Annotated in this window: 18 protein-coding genes and 3 pseudogenes; 20 read left to right on the top strand and 1 reads right to left on the bottom strand. The window is 67.3% G+C overall.

Annotated elements, in window-relative coordinates; translation table 11 throughout:
• The first annotated feature begins 797 nt into the window (after positions 1–797).
• The 17 genes and pseudogenes from JG540_RS09965 (at position 798) to JG540_RS10500 (ending at position 20034) form a co-directional block, all read left to right on the top strand.
• Positions 798–1322: a hypothetical protein gene (locus JG540_RS09965; protein WP_200275764.1), complete on the top strand. Its 525-nt coding sequence runs from the start codon at positions 798–800 to the stop codon at positions 1320–1322.
• Between the two features lie 375 nt (positions 1323–1697).
• Positions 1698–4547 (top strand): lysylphosphatidylglycerol synthase transmembrane domain-containing protein, encoded by a 2850-nt coding sequence (locus JG540_RS09970; RefSeq protein ID WP_200275766.1) that lies wholly within the window; start codon positions 1698–1700, stop codon positions 4545–4547.
• 118 nt (positions 4548–4665) lie between these two features.
• Positions 4666–5061: a hypothetical protein gene (locus JG540_RS09975; RefSeq protein ID WP_200275768.1), complete on the top strand. Its 396-nt coding sequence runs from the start codon at positions 4666–4668 to the stop codon at positions 5059–5061.
• Between the two features lie 309 nt (positions 5062–5370).
• Positions 5371–5520, top strand: a complete 150-nt coding sequence (locus tag JG540_RS09980; protein WP_200275770.1) for a hypothetical protein — start codon at positions 5371–5373, stop codon at positions 5518–5520.
• Between the two features lie 100 nt (positions 5521–5620).
• Complete coding sequence (locus JG540_RS09985) at positions 5621–7861, top strand: class III lanthionine synthetase LanKC N-terminal domain-containing protein (protein WP_200275772.1); 2241 nt, start codon at positions 5621–5623, stop codon at positions 7859–7861.
• A 280-nt stretch (positions 7862–8141) separates the two neighbouring features.
• A pseudogene (locus tag JG540_RS10730) lies at positions 8142–8351 on the top strand (alcohol dehydrogenase catalytic domain-containing protein); the annotation flags it as partial.
• Positions 8352–8432: 81 nt separating this feature from the next.
• The gene (locus JG540_RS09990) at positions 8433–9098 is read left to right on the top strand and encodes a zinc-binding alcohol dehydrogenase family protein (RefSeq protein WP_200275780.1); all 666 of its coding nucleotides are present in this window, start codon (positions 8433–8435) and stop codon (positions 9096–9098) included.
• An 86-nt stretch (positions 9099–9184) separates the two neighbouring features.
• Positions 9185–9346, top strand: a complete 162-nt coding sequence (locus JG540_RS09995) for a hypothetical protein (protein WP_200275782.1) — start codon at positions 9185–9187, stop codon at positions 9344–9346.
• Positions 9347–9374: 28 nt separating this feature from the next.
• Complete coding sequence (locus tag JG540_RS10000; RefSeq protein ID WP_200275784.1) at positions 9375–10103, top strand: ABC transporter ATP-binding protein; 729 nt, start codon at positions 9375–9377, stop codon at positions 10101–10103.
• Positions 10100–10966, top strand: a complete 867-nt coding sequence (locus tag JG540_RS10005) for a hypothetical protein (protein ID WP_200275786.1) — start codon at positions 10100–10102, stop codon at positions 10964–10966. The genes JG540_RS10000 and JG540_RS10005 overlap by 4 nt, the downstream gene beginning before the upstream one ends.
• A complete protein-coding gene (locus JG540_RS10010; RefSeq protein ID WP_200275788.1) occupies positions 10959–12566 on the top strand; it encodes a hypothetical protein in 1608 nt (535 codons plus the stop codon). Before JG540_RS10005 ends, JG540_RS10010 begins: the two co-directional genes overlap by 8 nt.
• Before the next feature lie 41 nt (positions 12567–12607).
• Positions 12608–13375 carry a daptide-type RiPP biosynthesis methyltransferase gene (mpaM, locus tag JG540_RS10015; protein WP_200275790.1) on the top strand — a complete coding sequence of 256 codons (768 nt, stop codon included), beginning with the start codon at positions 12608–12610 and terminating at the stop codon, positions 13373–13375.
• A gap of 25 nt (positions 13376–13400) precedes the next feature.
• On the top strand, positions 13401–14645 hold the full coding sequence (mpaD, locus tag JG540_RS10020; RefSeq protein WP_200275792.1) for a daptide-type RiPP biosynthesis aminotransferase: 1245 nt from the start codon (positions 13401–13403) through the stop codon (positions 14643–14645).
• Positions 14642–15823, top strand: coding sequence for an iron-containing alcohol dehydrogenase (locus tag JG540_RS10025; RefSeq protein WP_200275794.1), 1182 nt, complete (start codon positions 14642–14644; stop codon positions 15821–15823). The genes mpaD and JG540_RS10025 overlap by 4 nt, the downstream gene beginning before the upstream one ends.
• Positions 15824–16019: 196 nt before the next feature.
• Positions 16020–16850 (top strand): YcaO-like family protein, encoded by an 831-nt coding sequence (locus JG540_RS10030; RefSeq protein ID WP_200275796.1) that lies wholly within the window; start codon positions 16020–16022, stop codon positions 16848–16850.
• 358 nt (positions 16851–17208) lie between these two features.
• Positions 17209–18876 (top strand): annotated as a pseudogene (locus JG540_RS10495) (histidine kinase); the annotation flags it as partial.
• 477 nt (positions 18877–19353) lie between these two features.
• A complete protein-coding gene (locus JG540_RS10500; protein ID WP_234043016.1) occupies positions 19354–20034 on the top strand; it encodes a response regulator transcription factor in 681 nt (226 codons plus the stop codon).
• A gap of 462 nt (positions 20035–20496) precedes the next feature.
• On the opposite strand, the pseudogene JG540_RS10040 reads toward JG540_RS10500, so the two are convergent.
• Positions 20497–21870, bottom strand: a pseudogene (locus JG540_RS10040) (amino acid permease).
• Between the two features lie 834 nt (positions 21871–22704).
• Between JG540_RS10040 and JG540_RS10045 the strand changes: the two are divergent.
• Genes JG540_RS10045 through JG540_RS10055 form a run of 3 tightly spaced genes read left to right on the top strand, consistent with a single transcriptional unit; the run spans position 22705 to position 25125 of the window.
• Entirely contained in the window at positions 22705–24159 is a 1455-nt protein-coding gene (locus JG540_RS10045; RefSeq protein ID WP_234042809.1) for a DUF2079 domain-containing protein, read from the top strand.
• A complete protein-coding gene (locus JG540_RS10050; protein WP_200275802.1) occupies positions 24149–24643 on the top strand; it encodes a CrcB family protein in 495 nt (164 codons plus the stop codon). Before JG540_RS10045 ends, JG540_RS10050 begins: the two co-directional genes overlap by 11 nt.
• Positions 24640–25125, top strand: coding sequence for a fluoride efflux transporter FluC (locus JG540_RS10055; protein ID WP_200275804.1), 486 nt, complete (start codon positions 24640–24642; stop codon positions 25123–25125). The genes JG540_RS10050 and JG540_RS10055 overlap by 4 nt, the downstream gene beginning before the upstream one ends.
• Positions 25126–25403 lie beyond the last annotated feature (278 nt).

Below are 25403 nucleotides of genomic sequence, written 5' to 3' on the forward strand. Positions count from 1 at the left end.
GATGAAGTACCCTAATCTTTTCCCGACTTAACCTGGACACTTATTGGCCTGTCAATATTTTAGCACTAACCATTGAGGTCATAGTTTTAATTGTGGGCGACTTTGAAAGCAGGTAATACAGGCGTTCTCTAGCGAGTCGACCACTTGATCGCCGTCGGACGAGACACACCCAGTGCCCCGGCAATCTCGCTTTCCGAAACCCCCGTATGAGCCAGCGCATAGGCCAGGATCGCCTCCCGCTTCAGATCGCGCCTGCCTGGGCTCCCCTTCTGTCGCCCACTGTTCCGGTACTCGTCCCCGCCCCCACCTGGTACCAGCAGTCCCCGACCCGTAATCCCACCATGCTGATTCAACCCCCTCACCCAGAGCGTAATGCAGGCCACAACCAACACGTGGCAGCCTGCACGCAAATCATCTACTAACAATGCGGCTGCGGCGATGTCAGGCTGCTTGCACGACCACTTACGACGTCGAGACCCGCGCAACACGGTGGACGCCAGGCGAGTGCCGCTCGAGACAGCAGTAGGATTAGGCACCAGGACCAGCAGCTGGCACACAGGCGGTCGCACAGGTGCCTGTCCAGCCGCCAAAGGAGACAAGTGGAGAGCACGAAGACCCGGAGCGCGTCAGAGGGGCGCCTGGCAGCACTGCTGGTGGTACTCATTTCCTTAAGCACCTCACTGGTAGCGAATCACGACCTAGGCTCGTGGTCGCTATTCAACCAGAAGTAGCCCGAGCCAGAGTCTTTCTGCTGGGGCCTGTCCAAGAGCACCCTAGAGCGCATTTCAGGCCGCCAGGTGAACCTGCTCATAGGCGCCCAGGAATACCCCATACCAAGCCTGGATGAATACGCATTGTGTTCTCTGAGAGTCGACGGCATAGGTCATGTCGCGATCTCCTACAGCCGAGGCCCGGACTCACCCGGCTGGTACACAGACTCCGTATCTGAGGAAGACTTAAGGGACGGCATACTCTACCGGACGCACCCGTCGCAACATGCACCCGAGCAGCCCGTGATCGAACCGCTGGATATCGACCTGAAAGGCGGCACCTACTTCGTAAGCACCACCTTCGGTAAGGACGCCAGGGTGTTCTGGTTCTCACCCAGCGGTCACACCATGGTGGTGGAGTCTGTCGACCTTAGCTACGGCCACCCCAGCCCCCAGGAGCTCAAACCGACACTGATAGCCCTGATGCGCTACGCGGCCGGCATCTACCCAACCGTGTTCCAGCACATTCCCGCCCGGACGGAGCCGTTCCCGACCAACAAGACGACAGCCCCGAGAACCACAGCCACACCGACCCCCCAGGCCAGCAGCTGAGTGCGTCTTTTACGGTGGTCAGGCGCAACAGAGCCGGATGGCGGACCCGCATGGTCCGGGGCTCTGGGCCTACGGGATCCGTTACGCCGACTACTAGGCCGGCTAGCCGGCCTCGGGCGTCAAGAGACCCTGACCAGCAGGCTGGCACCTTCCCCTGAAGGCCGGCCTGGTTGGGAGCCTGTCACTGACGGAGGGCTACAAGCCCTAACGTCGACCATTGAACCCTCAACTACCGCGCAATCAAGCCAAGAACCTTCCAGCCCCAGCACCAGGGAGCCGCTGTAGTCCTCCGCCAGTGACAAAACCGGTTGGCCAGGCACCCAAACACCCCCAGCCAGCCCGGTCGCAGGGGTCCCGCCCCCGTAGACTCAGTACATGACCGACGCCCCGTCCCCTGGCCGCGAGGAGCTCCCGCCCGCTGCAGCCACCTCTCCCGTGGGCATCCCCGCGATCGGCGTCGCCCCCCTGCAGCCTCCGGCACCCAGCCCCCGCCCAGAGATGGCCACCGCCCTGCTGGTGGACGCCGCCCCCCGCCGTCAGCGCCGCGCCGAGGACCTGGTCAGCCTGCTCGTGGGGCTTCTGGGCACCGCCTCCCTGCTGGTGCTGGCCGTCTACGCCCACGAGACCACCACCGGCGTCACCCAGGACGTACAGAACGCCTTCGCGGTGGTGCTGCGCCGAATCCTGGTGTTCCCCCTGCAGGCCATCGAGGGGCTGGTGGCCCTCCTGGTGCCGGTGGTGGTGCTCGGGGACCGGCTGCTGCGCCGCCACTGGCACCGGGCCGCCGCCGGGGCCGGGGCCGCCGTCGGAGCCTTTGCCGCCACGGTGCTGGCCACCGTCGCGATCGCCACCTGGGCACCTGAGCCGCTGCTGGCGGGCCTGACCGTCACCGCCTCCGGCAGCCCCCAGCTCTCCGTCTCCGCCACCCTGGCGGCCCTCTCGGGGATCCTCACCGCCTCCGGGGAGCGGCGCAGCTCCACCGTGGTGCGGGGCGGCTGGATGGCCTTCTGGGTGGCCACCGTCATGGCCCTGGTGCGCAGCGCACTGAACCTGCCCGGGGCCTTCATCTCCCTGCTGCTGGGCCGCCTGGTGGGGCTGGCCATCCGCTACGCCTTCGGCATGGAGGACCAGCGCGCCAACGGCCTGGCCCTGGTGCGGGCGCTGCGCCGGGCCGGGGTGGACGCCAAGCGGGTGGTCCGCATGGACCACGCCCCCCACGTCCGCGCCTGGCAGGTCACCACCGAGTCCACCACCGGCTACACCGAGCGCGTGCGCGAGAACCCCCTGGCCACCCCCCTGACCGACGCCGCGCTGGACCCAACTGGCCGCTCCAGCACCACCAGCACCAGGTTCCCGGAGGCCACCGACGACGGCGCCCACCCCCGGCCCCACGACGTCGCCGCCCCCACCGCTGGCTCCAGCACCGCGAGCGCCACCACCGACGGCAGTACCGGCGCCGAGCCCGCCCCCACCGACCCGGACAGCCCCCACCCCAGCGAGACAGCCGCCTCCATCACGCCCCTGGACATCGACCTGGAGCCCATCCTCACGGACGCCTCCTCCAAGGCCCTGGCTGAGGGGCGGGCCTCCGTGCACCGCATCTACGCCGTGTGGGACCGTGCCGGGATCCGCCGTGACGTCACGATCCTGGACGCCGACCGGCAGATGGCCGGGTTCCTGTCAACCATCTGGGACCGGCTGCGCGTGCGCGGCCTGGCGCCTGAGCGCGACCTGTCCGTGCGCACCGCCGCCGAGCACGCCGCCCTGATGACCCTGGAGGCGCGTCGCGCCCAGGTGCGCACCCCCAACCTGCTGGGCATGGCGGAGGTGGACGAGTCCGTCCTGCTGGTCACCGAACACATCGTGGCGGCCCGCGCCTTCACGGACCTGGGGGCGGTCAGCGACCGGGTCCTGGACGACCTGTGGACCCAGCTGCGCCGCGCCCACGAGGCGGGCCTGGCGCACCGCGCCATCGAGTCCGCCTCCGTGGTGGTGGACGTGGCCGGGCACGTGTGGCTCCTGGACTGGGACTCCGGGGAGGTCCTCTCCTCCGAGCTCTCCCGCCGCCTGGACCTGGCCCAGGCCCTGGCCCTGGTGACCTCCGTGGTGGGGGTGGAGCGGGCCATCGCCTCGGCCTCCCGCACCCTGAGCACCGCCCAGCTGGCCTCAATCGCCCCCATGCTGCAGCGGGTGGTGCTGCCCCGCTCCACCCGGGAGGCGCTGGGCAAGCGCACCACCCTGCAGGACCTGCGGGACGCCCTGGTGGAACTGACCCCCACCGCCCACGCCGAGCCCGCCAAGATCACCCGCTTCTCCGCCCGCACCGTGGTGATGGCCGTGGTGGGCCTGACGGCGGTGTGGACCCTGCTGGCCCGCCTGAACTTCGCGGAGATCAGCGCCGCCGTGGCCGGGGCCAACTACTGGTGGGTGGCGGCGGCCCTGGTGTTCTCCCTGGCCACCTACGTGGGAGCCGGGCAGACCCTGGTGGCCTTCAGCCCGGTGCGCCTGCCGCTGCTGCGCTCCACCGAGGTCCACCTGGCCTCCTCCGTGGTGGCGCTGGTGGCCCCCGCCGGCGTGGGTGGCGCAGCCGTCAACCTGCGCTTCCTGAACCGCAAGGGGGTGCCCACCGCCGTCGGGGTGGCCACCGTGGCCCTGGTGCAGGTGGTGCAGTTCCTGGTGACCGTGGTGCTGCTGGTGGTCCTGGCGGCGACAACCGGGCAGTCCACCGGCCTGACCCTGCCCTCGGGCTGGCTGCTGGCGGGCGCCGGGGTGATCGCGCTGGCAGGCTCCGCCGTGCTGCTGGTCCCCCGCCTACGGGCCTGGGTGTGGCAGAAGATCGAGCCGACCTACAAGCAGGTGTGGCCACGGCTGGTGTGGGTGATGTCCAACCCACGCCGTCTGGCGCTGGGCATCGGCGGGGCGGTCCTGCTGAGCCTGAGCTACGTCCTGGCCTTCGGGGCCAGCCTGTGGGCCTTTGGCTACACCCTGCCCTTCTCGGTGCTGGCCATCACCTACCTGGCCTCCAACACGGTGGGCTCCGTGGTGCCCTCCCCCGGTGGTATCGGGCCGGTGGAGCTGGCGCTGACGGCGGGCCTGGTCACGGCAGGCATCCCCAGCGGGGTGGCACTATCCACCGCGATCGTCTACCGCCTGGTGACCTTCTGGGTGCCGATCCCGGTGGGCTGGCTGAGCCTGCAGCGCCTCCAGAAGGTTGGGGACCTGTAGCTCCCGGGGAGACTCGGCCAGCAGGGTCCGCCGATCGGGGGAGCCAGTCGGCTGATGCGCTGGGTACCGCCAGCCGGAAGAATGCCCGGGTCCTGATTCTCAGACCCTAGGAGTCGCCATGAGCCTCACTACCGCCGTCCACATCTGCCTGGGACTCGTCGCCGCAGGGGTCCTAGCGGCCCTCAGCCTGCTGGTCTCCCGCCGCTACCACCGCAGCACGGGCCTGGGAGAGGACTTGCCCGATGACGAGCTCGTGCGGTTCTTCTCCTCCCTGAGCCGCTCCACCCTGGTGATAACCCTGTGCTCCATGGTTGCCATCGTCCTGCTGGCGGTCACTGCCCCCATCCTGGAGACCGTACAGATCACCATCTGCGTAGTCACCATCGCGGCTGTCGAGGTGCTCCTGGGCTGGCTGAGCGGCAAGGCCGCCTGCTGCGCCAAGATCGCCCGCCAACGCCGTCTGGAGATCGGCGGCTCCCGCTGGGAGAGCCTCATGGCCACCGGCCGCCTGTAAGCCACCACCTGCCTAGGCGACGCCGCGCCCCGGCCCTACGGCCGGGGCGCAGTCGTGTACAGAGGTGCCCTCCCCCAACTGACTGGTACACCCGACTCCAGTAGGAGACGACGAGCGCAACGGAACCGATTGGGGGAGACAACCCGCCCACCACCACCGCCGGATACCAGCCGAACGTCCCCTTCCACCAGCTGATCCCCTAACCATGGGAAACGGCTTTGATTGAGTCATCCGCAAAGGAAGCGGCTCCGGCCACAAAGTAGTGCGCCGGTAACACAACCCCACCACTCACAAGAGTTAGGAAACATCATGTCTGAGAACACCAAAGGTACCCCCAAGGCCGAGGTCGAGCTCGAGGCCGAGGAGCTTGAGTCGATGGACGCCCCCGGCTGGGACGACGTCACCCTCGCCTCGATCTCCTTCGTCGGCGGCGTCTCCGTTGCCGTCGCCCTGACCTGATCAGCACTGCCCCTATAACACCTCGCACCGGGGACGTGCTCTGCGGAGCACGCCCCCGGTGTAGTCCACACCAGCCACCTCACGCCACCAAAGGAGCACCATGTCCCCCACGCTGAAGGACATCCTTGGCACAAGCACCCCCTTCTCACCCTGGCCCCAAGAGGCCCCCAAGGGTTGGGACGTCGTGCGCACTCCAGAGTGGGAGACCTGGTTCCCGCAGGACAAAGACCTGCCCGAACAAGGCTGGAAGATCCACACCTCCACTATCCCTGACGAGGCCCAGGCAGCCCTGGAGATCGTGGCCACGACGTGCCTACGTAGGCACGTCGCCTTCAAGTTCGTCTCAACACACGAGGCCCTCGCAGTAAAAGCATCAAAGAACAGTCCGCGCAGCGCGGCTGGAAAATTCACCTGCATCTACCCAGATGACGAGCAGCAATGCGGCGAGATCGTCTCCGAACTACTTTCCAGGCTCGATGGTATGCACGGTCCTGATATCCTCACTGACTTGCGCTGTGGCTCCGCGCCTGTCTTTGTGCGTTGGGGAGCTTTCCTCCCGCTGTATACCACCGACCCAAAGAGTCCTGGACTACTGGCAGTCCGCCGCCCGGATGGTACGCTCATCCCTGACGACCGCCGCCACGGCCTACGCGTCCCCGATTGGGTAAGCTGGCCCGTCTGGACGCAGGCAGCCCGCCGTGAGCGCCTGTCCCAGCCTTCCCGCCTGCCGTGCACCCTCACGCGTCCCCTATCTCTGCACGCTGGCGGCGGAGTCTATGAGGCGACCATGCACGCCGACGGTACGACCGTAGTAGTCAAGGAGGGCCGCCCCCACGCCGGCCTGGACGTCCTTGGTCATGACTCCGCCTGGCGTGTACGTCACGAGGCCTCTATATTGAGCCGCCTCGCTGGCAAAGCTCGCGTGCCCCGCCTCATCGAACAAGTCGAGGGTGCCCGCCACAGCTACCTCGTGCGAGAGAGGATAGAGGGCACCACACTGCGGGACGCCCGCCTTGAGCGATGCCGCACGATGCCCTCCGCCGCCTACGAAGCCTGGGCCCGAGACGTTCTTGCCGCACTGCGAAAGGAACTCGATGCCGTCCACGCCTGCGGGCTCGTGGTCAATGACCTGCACGAGAACAACGTCCTGCTGGATGGCGACGGTGTGGTCCTGTTCGACCTGGAGGCAGCTTCTGACACCTTCTCCACCCAACCCCAGGCCATGGCGGCCCTCGACTGCGCCGCACCCGTCGGCGTCTACGGCGTCGACGCCGACCGCTTCGCCTACAACGTCATGGTTCTAGGCATGTTTCTGCGCTCAGTCCGTGGCGTGCGCCTTGGGTGCCAGCGTGTACACGCCCTCGCTTACCAGGCGGTTCGTACTCACCCGGACTGCGCCGACCTGATCACATCCGCCGCAGTCGAACTTCTCACCCTCCTTGACACCAGCACCGCGTCAGGCATCATGCCAAGTGCCGTGCACGAGACCACGCGGCCAAACACCCTCAAGGCTATATCTGAGGCTGCGCCAGAGGTTCCCCTCACACTGTTGGAGCACACAGTCCACGAGGAGGTAACCCGGCTTGGAAGGTTGGGCCTGCCAACCGGTAGGGTCCCCCCCAACGCGCAGGACCTTCTCACCTGCCTCCTGCGTGCCACCACACCTGGCCCTGGACTCCCGGATGGCTTGCCTCTCTTGGGAGATCGGACCAGCGCACTGCGGGCCTGCCTGGACCACGTGGCTGGAACTATTAGTGCTCAGGAGGCACTCGCCGCCCTAGAAGCCGTCGATACCGTCCGCACCATGCCCGGTCCGGCACCGCGCCCTGGCCTGCGCGAGGGACGCACCGGTGACGCCCTACTCCACCTAGTCGCACAGTTAGCTGGCCTACGGCCGGATGCTGCCCCCGCCGCAGACCTCTTGGCCTGGGATGCTGAACCGCTAACACGCCGCGCATCACCAATCATGGGAGGCATCGACGGTCGACTCGCATGGCACTTCGTCACGGAGTCACTCGATGCCCTCACCTCCTCCCCACCGGCCTGCGACCAAGGCGCCGTCCCTATTGACCTGCTCACCTCCTCCGGCACCTCCGGGTTCCACGGAGGCGCCATCGGCACCCTCGCTCTGCTAGCCGCCCTCCGAGCGCTTGGCCGCCCCCGCCCCGACGCCGAGGTAGAGGCCCGCTCCGCACTGGTCGACAGCCTCCTGGTGCAGACCGACGAGCCAGAAGCGGTCGGCGTCGTCGACGACCTGGGGATCAGCCTCGCCCCACAGGGCCCTGACGGTCCTGCCGGAGCCGCCAGGGCACTAGCCCTTCTCCAACTCAACAACCAGTAACACGACCACGAAAGGACACACCAATGCGCCCCATCTTCTACACCGCCCTGATCCTCCTCGGCATCGTACTGGGAGTAGCTGGTATTGCATTCTTGGAGGGACACGTCCAACTCCTTACCGTCACGCTCGGTGCTGGGCTTACCGCTGGCTCCGCCTGGTCCCTGCTACCAAGCCGCCACGCTGGGACGGACCGCTCGTGAAGTGTCCGGCGCTCTTCCTGCACCCCTCGGACTCTGGCACCCCGGTGCTCGGACGCTCAATCGAACCCGTGCTCGCCCGCGTGGATAGCACACGCACCGAGGAACGAGTTAAGACCCTACCCAAAGGCGTAGTCGTGCGAGTTGACGCCCTCTCATGCAACTACCGTGACAGGTCCCTCATCTTGTCTGGCACCGGAGCTCCTGAGTCCGGTCTGACCCCCTTCGGATCAGAGTTTGCTGGCACAGTCCTGGCTGTTGGACCCGGTTGCAGGCTGCGCCCCGGCGAGCGCGTCATGTCTTGTTCCTCCTACCCACCCGAGCCTGGCGCGGGCCCTGCTGGCGTCGTCACCAACGTCGCATCTCAGGGAGTCTTGCTCCTCCACGAGTCCCAGCTGCTCGAAGTGCCGGAGTTGATGAGCACTGAACAGGCTGCCGCCTTCGGCCTGTGCCACCAGACCGCCGTCGCCATAGTCCGCCGCTCAGGAGCGGGCAGAGGGGCACGGGTCCTCGTCACCGCTGCCACCTCCTCCACCTCGGTCGCTATCCGCCGGATCCTTGGTGCCCACGGTGTGGAGACGTGGGTTCAGTCCTCCAAGAAGAGCATCGACCTACTTCCCGGCGAGCATCGCTGGTCCTCCGCAGAGGCGGCGGACGTGAAATCGCCCAGAAGTGGCTTCACCCATGTCCTGGACCCTTTTTGCGACCTCAACCTCCCGCTCGTCCTACCACTCATGGCAATGGGAGGCTCGTATGTCACCTGCGGTCTGCTACATCAGCACCCCGACATGGAGCATCCCAGCACCACCTGGGACCCTCAGTCACTCATTGCCACCCTTATCACCGGGAATCTGTCCGTCACCGGCAACTGCCTGGGCACCAAGGAGGACCTGCTCACGGCCCTCGAACTAGCCCGCGACAGGCGCCTTCCTCTCGACCATCCACCGATCCACGACCGCCACCACGCCAGCGACTTCCTCCACGAGGCGTTCACCTCACGCAGCCGCACCGGCAAGGTCGTTCTGTCCTTGGCTGCCTAACTGATCGGCCTATCGGCCTATCCCATCGGACCACCCCAATCTCACCAACCAGCCGATCCGCATCCCGCCTGAACAGGATGTGCTTGATGAACCACAACCTGGACCTATCCCAGAAGGAGCACAACGTGAACGACACCCACGACACGAGTCTCACAGAATACGAGTCACTCGACTCCCCAGATTGGAAGGACGGTGCTGCGGCCCTAGGCGTCATCTTGGGCCTGTGCGCGCTCGTCGCCATCATCTAAAGCCACTCCATCAGAGAAGGACCACACCATGACGACGCCCCTGCTCAAGGTCGACGCGGTCACCAAGACCTACAAGTCAACCACCGCGATCGAGGACATCCACCTGACGGTCGCCCCCGGCCAGTCACTCGGCCTCCTGGGCCCCAACGGCGCTGGCAAGACCACGACCCTGCGCACGGTCCAGGGCGTCGTCCGCCCCAGCGCCGGAACCGTCACCCTCTTTGGGCGCGGCCCGCTGTCCCTGCCTGACGCAGCCCGCCACGTCGGCTTCGCCTTCGACGGGACCGGCCTGCCCACCTCCCACAGCGTGCATAACCACCTGGTCAACCACCGCCTCGCCAACGGCCTGTCTCGCCGCGAGATCGAGGAGGTCACGGAGGAGTTCGAGCTCGGTCCCATGCTGCGCCGCCGCATCAAGGACCTGTCAACCGGCGAGCGCAAGCGCGTCAGCCTCGCTACCGCCATGGCTGCCCACCCCCAGCTCCTCATCCTCGACGAGCCCACCAACGGGCTGGACGTCGAGGGCGCCCACTGGCTGCGCCAAAAGCTCCTCGCCCACATCCACGACGGCGGTGCGCTGCTCATCTCCAGCCACATCCTCTCCGAGGTCGAGCGCGTCGTCGACAGCGTCCTCGTGATCAAGCGGCACGTCCTGTTTGACGGGACCCTCGCCGACCTACAGCAGCACGGCGGCCCCAGCCTCGAGGACGCCTACCTCAACCTCGTCAGCCCGAACCGAAAGAGCGCCGCAGCATGACCACCTCGACCTTCACGACCACCGCAGCAGACCAGGCCCCGCAGGCCTCCGCTCGCGCACGCACCCACGCTGAGGCCTCCGAGGCTCCGCAGAGCAGCGGGCTGCGCACCCTGAGCGTCATCGCCTCCCTGACCCGGCGCGGCATGACTGACCGCACCTGGCTGTGGTTCGCCCTAACCGGCGTCGCCCTGGGAGCCTTCACCGCCGTCATTGACTCAAGCACCTTCCTGGAGGCGATCGACACCAGCAACCAGGCTGCCGTCGACGCCGTCGCCCTGCGCCTCCTGCGCCTCGGCTTTGCCGTGCTGCTGGTCTCCGCCCTGTGGGGCGCCACCCAGGTCACCTCCGAGTTCCGTGACGGCACCGTCGCCGGGCGCGTCAACGAGCACCGCGGGATCGGCCGCCTGGTGCGCAACCACGCCCTCGCCTCACTACCCACGGGGCTCGTGTTCGGCCTCATCGGCGTGCTCAGCGCCGGGGTGCCCACCTGGTTCATCCTGCGCAGCAAGGGCCTGACCCCCACCCTGGACGGGGAGGTACTGACCACCGCCCTAGGCATCGTCGCCGTCACCGCCCTGGCCGCCCCGTGGGGTACCTGCTTTGGTTGGGTGATCCGCAGGGCGCTCCCCGCGAGCCTCGTCCTGATCGTCTGGACCATGTTCATCGAGCCGGCGCTCGTGCCCGCCCTGCCCAACGACGCTGGCCAGTACCTGCCTGGTGGCCTCCAGCTCACCCTGATCCGCGACGCCACCGCCGTCGGCTCCACGCCCATCGCGCTCGCTGCGGCCCTCCTGGTCGCGTGGGTGGCCCTGGCTGGCGTCGTCGCAACCATCGTGACTCGAAAGGGTGACCTACGTGTCTGACACTGCCATCCTGGAGCTTCCGGGCACTGCCCTGCGGCTCCACAGCGCCGCCGTCCTGTCCCGCTCCAAGTCGACCGCCTGGGCAGTGCGCACCCCTGACAACCGGTTACTCGGGATCGGGCAGGGACTCGGAGACATCCTGCGCACCATGCAGGAGCACGGGACCCTTACACCCAAGGAGATCCAGGCCCGCCTCGGCGGGACCTGGACCCTCCCGGAGATCCTCAACGCCCTTGCCTCACTGCGCCGTTACCGGATCATCCTAACGGCAGACGAGGAGGAGACAACAAGCACAGCCCCGACCTGGAGCGTCGACCACGACGGCCCTTTCGTCCTCAAGCTCTGCTTCAACCGTCCCGAGGCCCTCTTCCGGGCGCTGCGTGGCGTCGTCGCCCCCTTGCGCAAGTCATGGTTGCGCTGGCTAGCCCCCATGATCTCCCTTGCCGGCCTCGTGCTACTCATGCAGTTGGTCATCGACCCCAACGGCGCCCTATACCAGCCACTGTCACTGAGGACCTATGGCATGCTCCTGCTGTCAATGGTCCTGACCACGGCCGTCCACGAACTCGCGCACGGCCTGACTCTCACAGCCTGCGGAGCCCTGCCGCACCGTGTAGGCGTGATGATCTTCTATTTCTCACCAGCAGCCTTCTGCGACGTCACCGAGGCCTGGCTACTGCCACGCCGCGAACGAGTCGCAGTAGCCTTCGCGGGGATCATCGTACAGACCAGCATCGGGGCGGTTGCCCTACTGGCCTGCCTACTGCTAGGCGGGAACGGCTTCCTCGCCTGGTACGGAGCGAGTACCTACCTGATCGCACTGTCCAACCTCATCCCTTTCCTTCGCCTAGATGGCTACGTCGCCCTCGTTGGCGCCATCGACCAGTCAGGCCTGCGCCGTCGCTCAGTGACCGCCCTCCACGACCGCATCGCTGGCATCCCAACCACAGAGCCCGTGTGGGTTGCCCTGTTTGGGATCGGCTGCCTGGCCACCCCCTTCGTGATCGTTTGGGGAGTAGTGAGCACCATGGCCCCCAACCTTATAAACGGCGGCGCCACAGGGCGCCTCATGCTATCCGCGCTCATAGGCTTCTGCCTGACCAGCCTCCTTATCAAGCTGATCCACGGGATGCGCAAACTCCGGCCCACCCAGCAGGCCCGTCTCGCACTCGCTGGCACGCTCACGGCCTTCGCCGTACTGCTCACCCCGATTCCGACCTCCACGTCCTTCGGCTACCTCATCGAGCGTCCGGGAGTAGCGATCGCCCTGAACGGTAACAACACCGTAGGATCGGCCCCCGTAGGGGAGGGGACGGTTGTCACCTTCCACCACTCCGGGCTCATCAACGGATCAACCCTCGGAACTGGCACCGTAACCGGAACCAAGGAGTGCACCGTGCCCGTGCGGGCAGTCTCACCTATCCTGTCCGACGCCCTAATGCCACCTGCAACCTGCCTAACAATCTCCACCGACCTTGACCTCGCTGTCGGCTCCACCGGACGCGTTATCACGGAGACAGTCCACCAGCCCTTAGCCCGCATCATACGCAAGCAGCTCGGCCCGATCCTTCCCGGCGGCATCATGTACTCCGACTCATGAGGTCTGTGTCGCCCAAGACCAACTGTAGCGAAGGAGGCACCATGACCACGGAAGACACCAACCAGGCGCCCGGAAGCACCAGCCTGTCAACTTTGTACACCGGCACTGGCGCGCAGCGCTACCACGCCATCAGCGCATGGGACAACTCGGAGATTGACACCATCCTAGAGTTCCTAAATGAACCGGTTAGCCCCAGCCTCACCGACCTGCGAGTTCTCGAGCTCGCTAGCGGCAGTGGGCGCGTCACTCTGCCACTAGCGAAGGCCGGATACCGGGTACTGGCTACCGACCTGTCCTCGGACATGCTTGGCATCCTCGACCAGCGCCTACGTGAGTCGGAGGCACGCAACGAGAATCTAAGCAGGCTCATTGAGACCCGCCAGGCCAACATGGCTAGCTTCTCCTTCCCAGAGCAGTTCCGGGCCGTGTGCATCCCCACCGTCTCAATCACGCTGCTCTCCCCTGCTGACCGGCGCGCCTGCCTCTCCTGCGTACGCGACCACTTGGCCCCCGGCGGGAGTCTTATCGTGTCAACCGATCTTGTCCCCACAGATAAACCCAAGACTATGACCGTCCAGCTGGCCCCCTCCATATCCCTGACTGAAGAGTTGGACCCTGCTGCGGGCCTGCGCCGAACGACTCTGGAGTGGGGCGAGGAACGCTACGTCTCTGACCTGCAGATCCTTCCACCCTCAGTTCTCAGCGCTGAACTGAGTGAACTGGGCATGCGCACCGTCTTCCAGAGATCTCACACCTCGGAGGCGCTGCCCGGCCACGCCAACGTCATCCTAGGCGTCGTGCTGCCCTGACCACCACAATTACCGAGGAACGTCCATGCCGCGCACCACCACACAGTTTTTTGTCCCACCGAGCACCTATGACGCCGCTCCACGCCCCGTCAGTGCCCACGGCACCACGATCAGGTACTCCGATGGGACAACCCGCCTTGACGGGATTGCCGGTCTGTGGAACGTTCCCCTGGGCTATGGGCACCGAGGCGTAGCCGACGCTGTCCACGCCGCCCTGCTAGACGCCTCCTACCTCACACACTTTCGTGCGACCCACGCGTGGGCTGACCGCGCAGGCTCTGCCCTCCTCGAGGTCGCCGGACCCCGCCACTACAACCGGGTCCTGCACTCCACATCGGGGTCCGCCGCCCTGGACTCGGTCGTCAAGCTCGTCCGCCAATATCAACTTCTGCGTGAGAGGACCAATCACCGGCGCCTCATCGTCGCCCTGAAGGGCTCCTACCACGGCACCACAATGGGTGCTATGGCCCTAACCGGGGAAGACCTGGGACAACGCGCCTACGCCGTAGATACCCGTCTCGTGCGCCACGTTGACCACCAGCACCCCCAGGAACTGCGAGACCTACTCGCCCGCGAAGGCGAGCGCGTAGCCGCCATCGTTATCGAGCCAGTGCAAGGATCGGGCACCGTCGTCGTCGGGGAGGGCTTTCTCGCAGCCGTTGAGGAGGGGCGCCGGGAGCACGGCTACCTCGTCGTCGCAGATGAGGTAGCCACCGGCTTCGGACGTACTGGCCGGATGTTCTCCTCCCAGGGGTGGAGTGAGCAGCCTGACCTGCTTATCACCTCCAAGGGCCTGACTAACGGCACTCAGGCGGCCTCCGCCGTCCTCATGTCTCAGCATGTCAGCCAGGTCCTCGATGAGTCCGACTCACCATTCATGCATGGCGAGACTCAAGCCGGGGCGCCAGCGGCGTGCGCCGCGATCCTGGCCACCATAGAGGCCTTCCGCGAGGAGGGGGTCCTGGACCGGGGCGCACAGGTCGCCGCTCGTCTGGACACCGCCCTGCTTGACCTCGCCGAGCAGACCGGGGCGACGACCACGGGGAAGGGATGCTTCCGCTCCCTCGTTCTGCCGGATCTGGACGGCCAGGACGCTACCGAGCTCGTGTCGCGCTGTCGGCGCGCGGGCGCGGTCGTCCAGCCAGGCCCCTCATGCATTCAGCTCGTCCCCTCTTTGATCTACGCCGAGGACCAGCTCGACTCCCTGCTTGACCGGGTCGGGAACGCGGTCCTTGAATTTGCCAGCCACCGACCTGCTCGCGTCGCATGAGCAACGTTCAGCGCGGCACGCCACAGCCACAGCAGCCGGTGGTCATCATCAACCCTGGGCCGCGCACAGGCGTGGGCCCCTGGACCGAGCTGCTTGCCTCCCGCCCCGGCCTCGCGCTGGTGGATGCCGCCGTGGCGGAGAGGGTGGGTGCCGCTCTGCCCCGTGACTGCGTGGTCCTCACCGTAGAGCGCAGTCCCAGCATCAAGGACGTGGAACACACGGTCATCCACATCAAAGAGCACAGCCCGCGCACAGTCTTGGCCGTGGGGGGCGGGGCAACCATGGACTTGGCAAAACTGGCAGTCCTCGCAGCCGAGACCCCCCGGCTCGTCGAACACCTACAGGATGCTACCCGGGAAGACGGACTAGTCCCCCTACACTCAACAAGGCGCTCCCGCCGCCTCATCCTGGCTCCCACAACACCTGGCACCGGCTCCGAGATGACGATCGGTGCCTGTGTGGACCATCCCTTGGCTACTGGCGAGCGGGCCCGCTCACTGGTCACCGGCACCGCTTTGGGCGCTGACCTGGCGTGGATCGATGCCGAACTACTCACCACCCTGCCCACGGTCCTCGTGCGGGAGGGGGCCGTGGAGGCCCTCAGCCGCGTCCTCGTCAGCTCCGTCGCCACACCCACCACCTTGAGACCAGCCGATTGGGAGGCCCACGCTCTCGCCCGCCACCTCACCAGCCTGCTCCTGGAGGTGAACAGCGTGGAAACAGCTACCTTCCGCACGCTCCAGGACCTGGCCCTCACCTCAGGCCAGACCCACCGCGGGCTCTCCTTAACCGGCCGCGGCCCGGCCCCCTCACCCGTCTGGTTCATTGCCACCGAACTGTCCATGGTCCTAGGAGTGCGCAAGGACACCGCCCTGTCGGCGCTCCTCGCGCAGTGGATCCGTTTAGTCAGCGACGGCGTCGAGGCTTGGGGTGACGCGGAGGTCCTCGAGGCGATCTTGCCAGCTGACAGTCCTGGAAGGTGGGCCTTGACGGAGGCTTCCCCGCTCCCTGCGCCTCCCGGCACGGTATGGCGCACGATCGAGCGAGTCCGCAACAGGTGGGGCGGTCAGCGCCCCATGATGGGCCGCTTCCGGGACGAGGAGATCGCCGCCCTCCTTGAGCCTGCCGTCCAGACGATCGCGCAGCCCGTGCGGCGGACGGAGCCCGCACATGCCTGACCCTCTCCTGGTCCTTGACCCCCGCACTGAACTCGTACGCCAGCCCTTCATGCGCCCCCCAGGACCTAACCGCCTCCTTTGGGGCGTGGGGGCAATACCACTCACCCTTGAGTTGGAGCATCAGGCAGAGCCTGTCAGCCCCACTGTGCGAATTGATATGGCGGGTGCCTGTGGCCCCGACCGAGATGAGACGATCATGCGGGCCGCCGGGGAGGTGGTCGAGCGCTGGGCTGTCTCCGCGCAACGTCTGCGAGGCGATGTCCTACTGTTCCCAGACGCCGGGCCCTCTGGTGCGGCAGCCGGTCCTAGTGCTGACTTCTGCCTGCGCCGGGGCCTGTGTGAGCTCGTCGAGCGTGATGCCGTCATGCGCGGCTGGTACCTCGGCGAAGGCGTGCACCTACTGCCGTCCGCCCAGGTGGACTCCGCACTGACAGGCGCAGGGGCTGCCACCCGTGGACTGAAGGAGGTCCTGCAAAGGCTGCTTGAGCGTGGCGTCGAGCTCAGGCTCCTTGCCCTGCCCTCGCGTTGTACCGAGCTCACCGCCGTCATGTGCGTTCTCGTGGATCCACAGGAGCAGGTTGTCGCCTGCGGCCTGGGTTGCGCTGTCAACCCTGGCCGGGGAGTTAGGTCCGCGTTTAGGGAAGCCTGTCAGATCCTCGACCTGTACGCGGCGCTGCGGGAGGTGGGCGGCAGGCCGTCGCGGCCCGCAACTGTGCGCAGCGACGCCGACCGCGCTATCTGGTGGGGCGCTGAAGGAAATCTCGCCGCCTTCGAGGCGTGGCTGGCTGGGCTCCCCAGTGGACCGCAGGCCTTGGAACCTGCCATGTTCTCTTGGAAAGAACTCCTCGTCTCCTCCAGCTTCACCGAACTCACTGACACGCTTCCGGCAGTCGTACGTGACGCGGGCTGGCACGCTGGCCGGGTCGAGAACTCCACTTTGGTCCCGCTCATCATGGATGAGAGGGGGACCATGGGCAAGCGTCTAACGCAGGCCTCGTACCACGGCCTACCCCACCCTGTCCTCTAGAACATGATTTATCCACTACCGTGGCACTGAGCACCAAGCTGAGGGGGGAGCCGTGGAGGACGACAGCCGCCTGACGTCCCGCCCGCTTACCGCACTGTGGCGCGCGGAGCCCCTGACTGCCCTGGGCCTGACCATGGGCCTGGTCGGGATGGTGGTCGGAGTCGCGCTCGCCCCCTCGGAGGGCCCCCGCTGGCTGGCGTGGGCAATCACCGCTAGTGGACTTGTCCTGCTCACCGCGATGCCTCGGTGGCCCCTGCCCGCTGCTGCCGCCTACCTCCTTGAGTGGGTCATCGTGCTCGCTCTCGTCCCCGCCCACGCCAGTGACCTGCTAGTCACAAGCCTGGGCTTCCTCCTGCTTATGAGCCGGCTCCTGCCGGTCGGGACGACAGCCATCCTCGCTGGTGTCTTCTACTCCACCCACCTGATAGAGGTGCTTACCCTGCGGGCGGGGGAGAAAGTCTTCTTCACCAACCTGCTCTACGGGATCCTCGTGATCCCCGTGGGCGTGCTCTGGCGCAGGCAGGTGCAGGCGCGTCGGGTGGAGGGGGTGCGGGCCGCCGCGCACCTGGAGGCCCTGCGCACCGACATCGCCCGCCAGATGCACGACCTGGTCGCCTACTCCATGTCCCACACCGCCCTACGCGCCCAGCACGCCGCCCACAACCCCAACCACACCCCCCAAGCCCGCACCGAGTTCGCCGCCATCGCCTCCAACGCCACCGACGCCCTCCACGAGCTACGCCTCCTCCTACGCACCCTGCGCCACACCACCCCCACCACCCAGGACATCACCACCACCACCGGACTAGGCGGCGTAGTAACCAACCTGCCCGCCGCCATCCAAGCCATCGCCGACGACATCACCGCCGCCGGATTCACCCTCACCTACCGCTGCCTAGGCACCACCACCCCCACCCGCCTACAAGCCACCACCATGTCCCGCGTCGCCCGCGAGATGGGCGCCAACATCATCCGCCACGCCGACCCAAACTCCCCCATCACCCTCACCCTCACCCTCAACCCCAACACCATCCGCCTAGTGACCACCAACAAGACCACCAACCACAAAACCACCCACCTACCCACCAGCGGCACCGGCACCACCGGCATGCGCGAACACCTCGCCCCCCTCAACGGCACCCTAACCACCCACAACGAGAACAGCTCCTGGATCACCACCGCCACCATCCCCACCAACAACCAAACCACACCCCCCACCACCACAAAGGAGGCGGGGGAGCACCCCGGAACGGGAGGGAAGGAGGAACACCCGGCCCGCCTGCAGCGCCTCAGCTCGCAAGCCGCCAGCACCGCTGCTGGAACCGCGGACAGCGGGCAGACCGCAACCTTTTCTGAGGTCCGCCCCTATGTCCTCCTCGCCTTCCTCGTTGGTATGCAGAACCTTGGCGTGAGCGCCGTCAACCTTGCCTACGGGCCACCCGTCAGCCTCGCAAGCTGGTGCCTCATGCTTGGGGCGCTGGTCTTGCTGATGGTCCTTCCGCTGCGCCCACTGCCAGCTTCACTGGCCTATGTCCTGTGCTGGACCATCCTCATACTCCACCCGTACACGCACGCCAGCGACTACTACTTCACGAACCTCTTGTTCGTCTTCCTCACCGCCCGCTTCCTGCCAACGAGGCAGGTACTCCTGCTGAGTGGCACATTATTCTGCTGGCGGCTCCCCTACCTCCTCATCTACGCAACAGACTGGCACCAGGAGTTCCTCATCCTCATTATCACGGCGGTACCGATCGCTCTCCTCATGCCCCTGGGCATGATGCTGCGCTCCAACGACCAGGCGCGTCGGGTGGAGGGGGTGCGGGCCGCCGCGCACCTGGAGGCCCTGCGCACCGACATCGCCCGCCAGATGCACGACCTGGTCGCCTACTCCATGTCCCACACCGCCCTACGCGCCCAGCACGCCGCCCACAACCCCAACCACACCCCCCAAGCCCGCACCGAGTTCGCCGCCATCGCCTCCAACGCCACCGACGCCCTCCACGAGCTACGCCTCCTCCTACGCACCCTGCGCCACACCACCCCCACCACCCAGGACATCACCACCACCACCGGACTAGGCGGCGTAGTAACCAACCTGCCCGCCGCCATCCAAGCCATCGCCGACGACATCACCGCCGCCGGATTCACCTCACTACCGCTGCCTAGGCACCACCACCCCCACCCGCCTACAAGCCACCACCATGTCCCGCGTCGCCCGCGAGATGGGCGCCAACATCATCCGCCACGCCGACCCAAACTCCCCCATCACCCTCACCCTCACCCTCAACCCCAACACCATCCGCCTAGTGACCACCAACAAGACCACCAACCACAAAACCACCCACCTACCCACCAGCGGCACCGGCACCACCGGCATGCGCGAACACCTCGCCCCCCTCAACGGCACCCTAACCACCCACAACGAGAACAGCTCCTGGATCACCACCGCCACCATCCCCACCAACAACCAAACCACACCCCCCACCACCACAAAGGAGGCACGATGATTCACGTCGGCATCGCTGATGACGACGCCCTCGTCCGCCACGCGCTGTCGGACCTGCTGGCCACCACGGAGGACATTCGTGTGGCCTGGACCGCGCGCGACGGCGTCGAGGCCCTAGAGCGGATCCGGGACGAGAGGACGACACCGGTACAGGTGGTCCTGCTGGACGTGCAGATGCCCCGCATGGACGGGATCGCCCTGGCCGAGACACTCCACGAGCAGCACCGTGACCTTGCGGTCCTGGTCCTGACGACCTTCGTGGCTGACTCCGTGCTCGAGCGGGCCCTAGCCGCCGGGGTCCGCGGCTTCATAGCCAAGGAGGACCCAATCGAGACGCTGGCCGCCACCATCCGGCACGTCGCTGCGGGGAACATGGTGCTGTCGGCGACGTCCTCCGCGATCATCGGGGGGAGGCCGAACCTCCCGACGTCCGCCGCCTCCCCAGCAGCCCAGCCCAGCCCCGCGCCAGGCGCCCTGCCTCCAGGCGTGAGCCTCTCACCGCGCGAGCTGGAGGTCCTGGCGCTCATGGTTGAGGCCCTGTCAAACAAGCAGATCGCCCACCGCCTCCACCTGTCCGAGGCGACGGTCAAGACGCACGTGTCCACGCTGATAGCCAAGCTCGGCGTACAGGACCGTGTGGGGGCGGTCGTCCACGCGCTGCGCAGCGGCCTGGTCTAAACGTGCTAGCCGATCGGCCTACCCAATCTGCTGATGCCCCGAGCGTCGGGAAAGTTGATACTGATTCCTGTCAGCGACGATTGCGCATTGAAAGGTCAACACATGGCCCGCTATTCCTCCCTATTCCCTCTCTTTGGTGATTTTCATGCCTGGTGGGCCTTCTGGCTCTGAGTTGAGTACGGACTCCTACCGCGCCTAGGTGCAAAAGCACAGGCACTGACACGAACCAGTGCCCGCTGCACGGACTCCTACCGCGCCTAGGCGCAGAACAGAGCCAGCCACCTGGGCCCCGCTGGCACCCCACCCTTTAGTGGGAGCACGCGGGGCCCAGTGCGTGCTGGTTTCGGGGCCGTTCCAAGCAGCCGGGAGCGCCCGTGAGGTCTATATGCTGCCGGGCGTGACGTTGTGGTCACTGAGGCCTGTGTAGGGCAGTAGGCTCGGACTGCCCCAGGACAGGTGGCGCTAAGAGTCCTTGTCCGGGCGGGAGTGCACCCACCAGGCCACACCCAGCACCAGCAGCCACAGCGGCGAGGCCAGGACCGCCAGGCGCGTGTCCTCGGCCAGCGTCAGCGTCCAGGTCACGAAGCCGAAGAACACCAGGCTCAGCCAGGCAGACACCCGCCCCCCAGGCACCTTGAAGGCGCTGCGCGCGTGCTGCTCCGGACGCAGCCGCCGGTAACGCAGGTAGGAGGCCACGATCACGCACCACACCAGGATGAACAGCACGCTGGCTACCGTGGTCACGGCGGTGAAGGCCGCGATGATCGACTCCGAGACGTACATCAGCGGGATGGCCGTCAGCAGTGCTGCACAGGTGACCAGCAGCGCCCAGCCAGGCACTGCTCGGGCGGTGAGCCGCCTGAAGGCCTTGGGGCCCTGACCGGCCCAGGCCAGCCCGTAGAGCATCCGGGAGGTGGAGTAGATGCCGGAGTTGGCGGAGGAGGCCGCCGCCGTCAGCACCACAAAGTTCACCACCCCGGCGGCCACCCCCAGGCCCGCCAGGGAGAACATGGCCACGAAGGGGCTGTTCTCAGGGGAGACCTCCTGCCACGGGGTGACCATCATGATGGCTGCTAGTGCCCCCAGGTAGAAGAGCACGATTCGCACGGGGATCGCGTTGATTGCCTTGGGCAGGGTGACCTCCGGGTCCTTGGCCTCGGCCGCCGCGGTACCGATCAGCTCGGTCCCCACGAATGCGAACACGGCGATCTGGAAGGCCCCGGCGAAGCCGCTGAAGCCCTTGGGGAAGAGCCCGCCGTCGCGCCACAGGTTGGAGACGGCGGCGTGGGAGCCGTTGGGGGCGGTGAAGCCGGTGAGCACCATGGTCACGCCCACCACAACCAGCGCGATGATCGCTACGATCTTGATGATCGAGAACCAGAACTCGATCTCCCCGAAGGCCTTGACGGTGGTGAGGTTCAGCCCGAGCAGCAGGAGCACCGAGGCCACGGGTGGGATCCACAGGGGAACGTCCGGCAGCCAGAACTACACGTACCCGGTTATGACCACCACCTCGGCGATCGCGGTGACCAGCCAGCAGAAGTAGTAGGTCCACCCGGTCATGAATCCGGCCCAGGGGCCGATCAGGTCAGTGGCCACGTCGGCGAAGGACTTGTAGCGCAGGTCGGACAGCAGCACCTCGCCGAGGGCGCGCATCACGAAGAACAGGAACAGGCCGATGATCGCGTAGACGAGCAGCACCCCGGGCCCGGCTAGGTAGATGGTCTTGCCGGAGCCCATGAACAGGCCGGTGCCGATGGCCCCGCCGATGGCGATCAGCTGGACGTGCCGGTTGGTCAGGCGGCGTTGCAGGCCTTCTTCCTCCAGCCCGGTCACGAGCTGGTCGACGGCGTCGGTGGCCGTGGTGGGGGCGCCAGCAGGGTGTTCAGGGTTCGCGTGGCTAGGCCGGTTCATGGGGCTCTCCTCGGTTCAGTTCGCGCCATAGACTACGACCTCCCCCTCTCCCCCTCTCCGCGAGACCGGGACATATGGCTCGCGAGACCGGTAAGGGTGGCCTTAGTTGTGGACAACTCCGGTGGGTTCGGTGGCCGCTGGTGGCTTCTCGACGACGACGGGGCCGCTGGACATGCTGCTTGCGGGCAGGGCCCTGGTTGCACACGACGGGGAGCTCCTTAGAGCCAGAGCAGGCTTTTTCCCTGCAATCATGAGGAATGCTCTGAAGCGCGCTCCAGCCCGACGGCTTCACGTACCCCTACTAAAGGTGCAACGACGACGCTGGCTGCACACCTCACGCCGGCCTCTTCCGCACCAGCTAGCCAGAAACGTTGAAATCCCAACACCATCTTGGTTCCAATGTGTGCAACAGGCCGCCACCACCTTGTCCGGGGGCGTCTCCTAGCACGGTCTACCGTGAGACAGCCCCGACCGGGGACCAGGGGCCTATGACTCCCAGGCCAGCAGGCCGCCCGCCACCAGGCCCAGCCCAAGGCCCAGCACTTGGAGTCCGGCACTTGGAGTCCAGCACAGGCTGGGGCGGGCGGCCCCGAGCGGCTGGCGGGGCTGCCGAGCGCGGCCGCCAGCGGGGCAGCCGTCTTTCGTCTTGCCCTTGGGAGACTGGGCGGTACGCTCACGGGGATGGCTACTAATGCAGCACCTGCGCCGCCAGTACGAACAAGGTTGCGCCTACCGTCTTTGCCCCGGCGTCGTTCGTTGCGCACCATCCTGCCTGCTGGCTTTGTGGTCCTGGCGGGTGCGTGGCTGCTGTGCGCCTACGCGGTGGCCCAGTGGCGGGCCCTGGCGGCCCCGAGCTGGGACCTGGCGATCTTCACCGAGCTGGCCAAGGCCTACGCGCACCTGGAGGCGCCGGTGGTGCCGGTTAAGGGGGAGGGCTTCAACCTGCTGGGCGACCACTTCCACCCGGTCCTGGTGCTGCTGGCCGTCCCGTACTGGATCCATCCCTCGGGACTGAGCCTGCTGATCACCCAGGCGCTGCTGCTGGCGGTCTCCGCCTGGCCGGTGACCCGTACCGCCGCCCGCCTGACGGGGCCGCTGGTGGGCACGGCCCTGGGGCTGGCCTACGTACTGTCCTGGGGTTTTCAGGGGGCGGTGGAGTCCCAGTTCCATGAGATCGCCTTCGCGGTGCCGCTGCTGGCCTTCTCGTCCATGGCTTTTGTGGACCAGCGCTGGCGGGCTTGCGTGGCCTGGGCGGCCCCGCTGGTGCTGGTCAAGGAGGACATGGGCCTGGTGCTGCTGATGGTGGGCCTGGCGGTGGCTCTGCGCGGACGCTGCCCGGGGCGGGGTCGCGACCAGGACCAGGGGGCGATCCGTCTGGGGCTGGTGACTGCGGCGGCGGGGGCGGTGGCCTTCCTGGTGACGGTGCTGGTGCTGCTGCCTGCCTTGAACCCTGAGGGGGTGTGGGCCTACGGTCTCAACGGCGGCGACCCGACCCGGGCTGAGCGCCTGGGCCTCCTGGGGCGTTTCCTGCAGCCGGTGGACCTGAAGCTGGCGACCGTGCTGGTTCTGGTGGTGGCGGCCGGGCTGGTGGGGCTGGCCTCCCCGTGGATGCTGCTGGTTCTACCTACTATCGCGTGGCGCTTCCTGGGTAGCGTGGAGTTCTACTGGGACTGGAAGCACTGGCACTACAACGCGGTGCTGGTGCCGGTGGCTTTCGGGGCGCTGCTGGACGTGCTCACGCGGCTGCGGGAGCAGTCACCCCCAGAGGCGGTGGTGCCGACCTGGTCGTGGCGGGCCCTGCGGCTGGCGCGGCCGCTGGTGCGCGCCCTGGTGGTTGTGGGGGTGGTGGCGCCGGTGGCTGGCGCGGTGGCGACGGCGCCTGAGCTGCCTCTGTGGCTGGCCGCGCGGGACGGGCTCAAGGCGCCTGCGGAACGGGTCTCTGCCGCCCAGCAGGTGCTGGAGGCGGTGCCTGAGGGGGCCACGGTGTCCAGTGACCTGACGCTGCTGGCCTACCTGGTGCCTAAGGCGACGGTCTACTGGGTGGGTACCACCCCGGGGGACACGGACTACGTGCTGGTGGATACCCGGGGGGCGGGCTGGTCAGCGGTCCCGGACGCGCAGTCGTTCGGGGAGGGCGTCTCCAAGACGGGGGCCAGGTACAAGACGGTCCTCAGCGTCGAGGGCTTTGAGCTGGCCAGGCGTGAGGGCTGAGGCGCGCGCCCTGGCCCTGGTGGCTGCCGGTGGGGCGGCTGGTGCGGGGCTGCGGGCGCTGCTGTCCGCCTGGTGGCCCGCCTCTGCTGACAGCCTGCCGACGACGACCCTGCTGGTGAACCTTTCTGGTGCCTTTCTGCTGGGCCTGTTGCACGGCTGGCTGGACGGGCGGCTGGGAGAGCGCCCGGCAGCGCCTGGCCCCACCCAGGGAGAACCTGGGTCAGCGCAGGACAGTGCACCGCTTCCTCAACCAGTTGCGGTCCCCAGCGGCTCAACGCTGCGGCTGCTGCTGGGCACCGGCCTCCTGGGGGGATTCACCACCCACTCGACCTTCAGCCTGGAGGCCCTGCGCCTGCTGGAGCAGGCCCCCGCCCTGGGGGGCACCTACCTGCTGGGCTCCTTCACCGGTGGCCTGCTGCTGGCCGCAGTGGGGCTGTGGGCTGGCGCCAGCCTGGTAGCCGCTGTACGTCAGGGGGTGGCGTGACGGCGTCGTTGTGGCTGCTCACCAGCGTGGCGGGCGGGCTGGGGGCCTGTGCCCGCTACCTGGTGGACCGGCGGGTGCGGGCAGCCCAGGAGCGGGCGCTTGCTCGTTCAGGCAGGCGGGATGCCGGGCAGTTGAGCGGTGGGCTACCGGCTGGGCCGGGTGCGCGAGCTGCCTGCGAGGGCCTGCGGCCCTGCTGGTTGCGCCTGCCGTGGGGCACGGTGGTGGTGAACCTTGGTGCCTGCCTGCTGCTGGGGGTGCTGGCGTCCTGGGCGGCGGCGGGGAGCGGCCGGAGCGGGGTGTGGAGCGTGCTGGGGACGGGCCTGCTGGGCGGCTACTCGACCTTCTCCACCGCCTGCCTGGAAGGGGCGCGCCTGGTGCTGGCACGCAGCTGGGGGCCGCACCTGCTCCACGCCCTGCTGCTGACGCTGGGCACGCTCACGGCGGCCTGGGCCGGGCTGCTCCTGGGAACGGCCTGCTGCTGACGCCGGGACCACTCCCTCCGGCCCCGGGCCCGGCTCCAGCGGCGCAACACAAGACCATCCACACAGCCCAATGCCAGGGCTCCCCGCCTTCGCACCCCCTTAGCAAAGCCACTCCCTCCGTCCCCGGGCCCGGCTCCAGCGGCCCCACCCAGCACGGCGCATCACGAGGCCACTCCCGCAAGCCCTGGGCCGAGGTAATCCTGGGGGAGTCCGCTGACGCTCGGCGCAACAGCCCGAGTCAATGGGGTACTGGGGCGCTGAAGCGGGCCAGCGGCACC

The organism is Actinomyces weissii (assembly GCF_016598775.1).
Taxonomy (GTDB): domain Bacteria; phylum Actinomycetota; class Actinomycetes; order Actinomycetales; family Actinomycetaceae; genus Actinomyces; species Actinomyces weissii.

Excerpts from the sequence above, each read along its gene's own strand:
- JG540_RS10005 (WP_200275786.1), top strand. The coding sequence starts at position 10,100 with ATGACCACCTCGACCTTCACGACCACCGCAGCAGACCAGGCCCCGCAG.
- JG540_RS10030 (WP_200275796.1), top strand. The coding sequence starts at position 16,020 with ATGCGGGCCGCCGGGGAGGTGGTCGAGCGCTGGGCTGTCTCCGCGCAA.
- JG540_RS09975 (WP_200275768.1), top strand. The coding sequence starts at position 4,666 with ATGAGCCTCACTACCGCCGTCCACATCTGCCTGGGACTCGTCGCCGCA.
- JG540_RS09995 (WP_200275782.1), top strand. The coding sequence starts at position 9,185 with ATGAACCACAACCTGGACCTATCCCAGAAGGAGCACAACGTGAACGAC.
- JG540_RS10025 (WP_200275794.1), top strand. The coding sequence starts at position 14,642 with ATGAGCAACGTTCAGCGCGGCACGCCACAGCCACAGCAGCCGGTGGTC.
- mpaM (WP_200275790.1), top strand. The coding sequence starts at position 12,608 with ATGACCACGGAAGACACCAACCAGGCGCCCGGAAGCACCAGCCTGTCA.
- JG540_RS09980 (WP_200275770.1), top strand. The coding sequence starts at position 5,371 with ATGTCTGAGAACACCAAAGGTACCCCCAAGGCCGAGGTCGAGCTCGAG.
- JG540_RS09970 (WP_200275766.1), top strand. The coding sequence starts at position 1,698 with ATGACCGACGCCCCGTCCCCTGGCCGCGAGGAGCTCCCGCCCGCTGCA.
- JG540_RS10500 (WP_234043016.1), top strand. The coding sequence starts at position 19,354 with ATGATTCACGTCGGCATCGCTGATGACGACGCCCTCGTCCGCCACGCG.
- JG540_RS10000 (WP_200275784.1), top strand. The coding sequence starts at position 9,375 with ATGACGACGCCCCTGCTCAAGGTCGACGCGGTCACCAAGACCTACAAG.
- mpaD (WP_200275792.1), top strand. The coding sequence starts at position 13,401 with ATGCCGCGCACCACCACACAGTTTTTTGTCCCACCGAGCACCTATGAC.
- JG540_RS09985 (WP_200275772.1), top strand. The coding sequence starts at position 5,621 with ATGTCCCCCACGCTGAAGGACATCCTTGGCACAAGCACCCCCTTCTCA.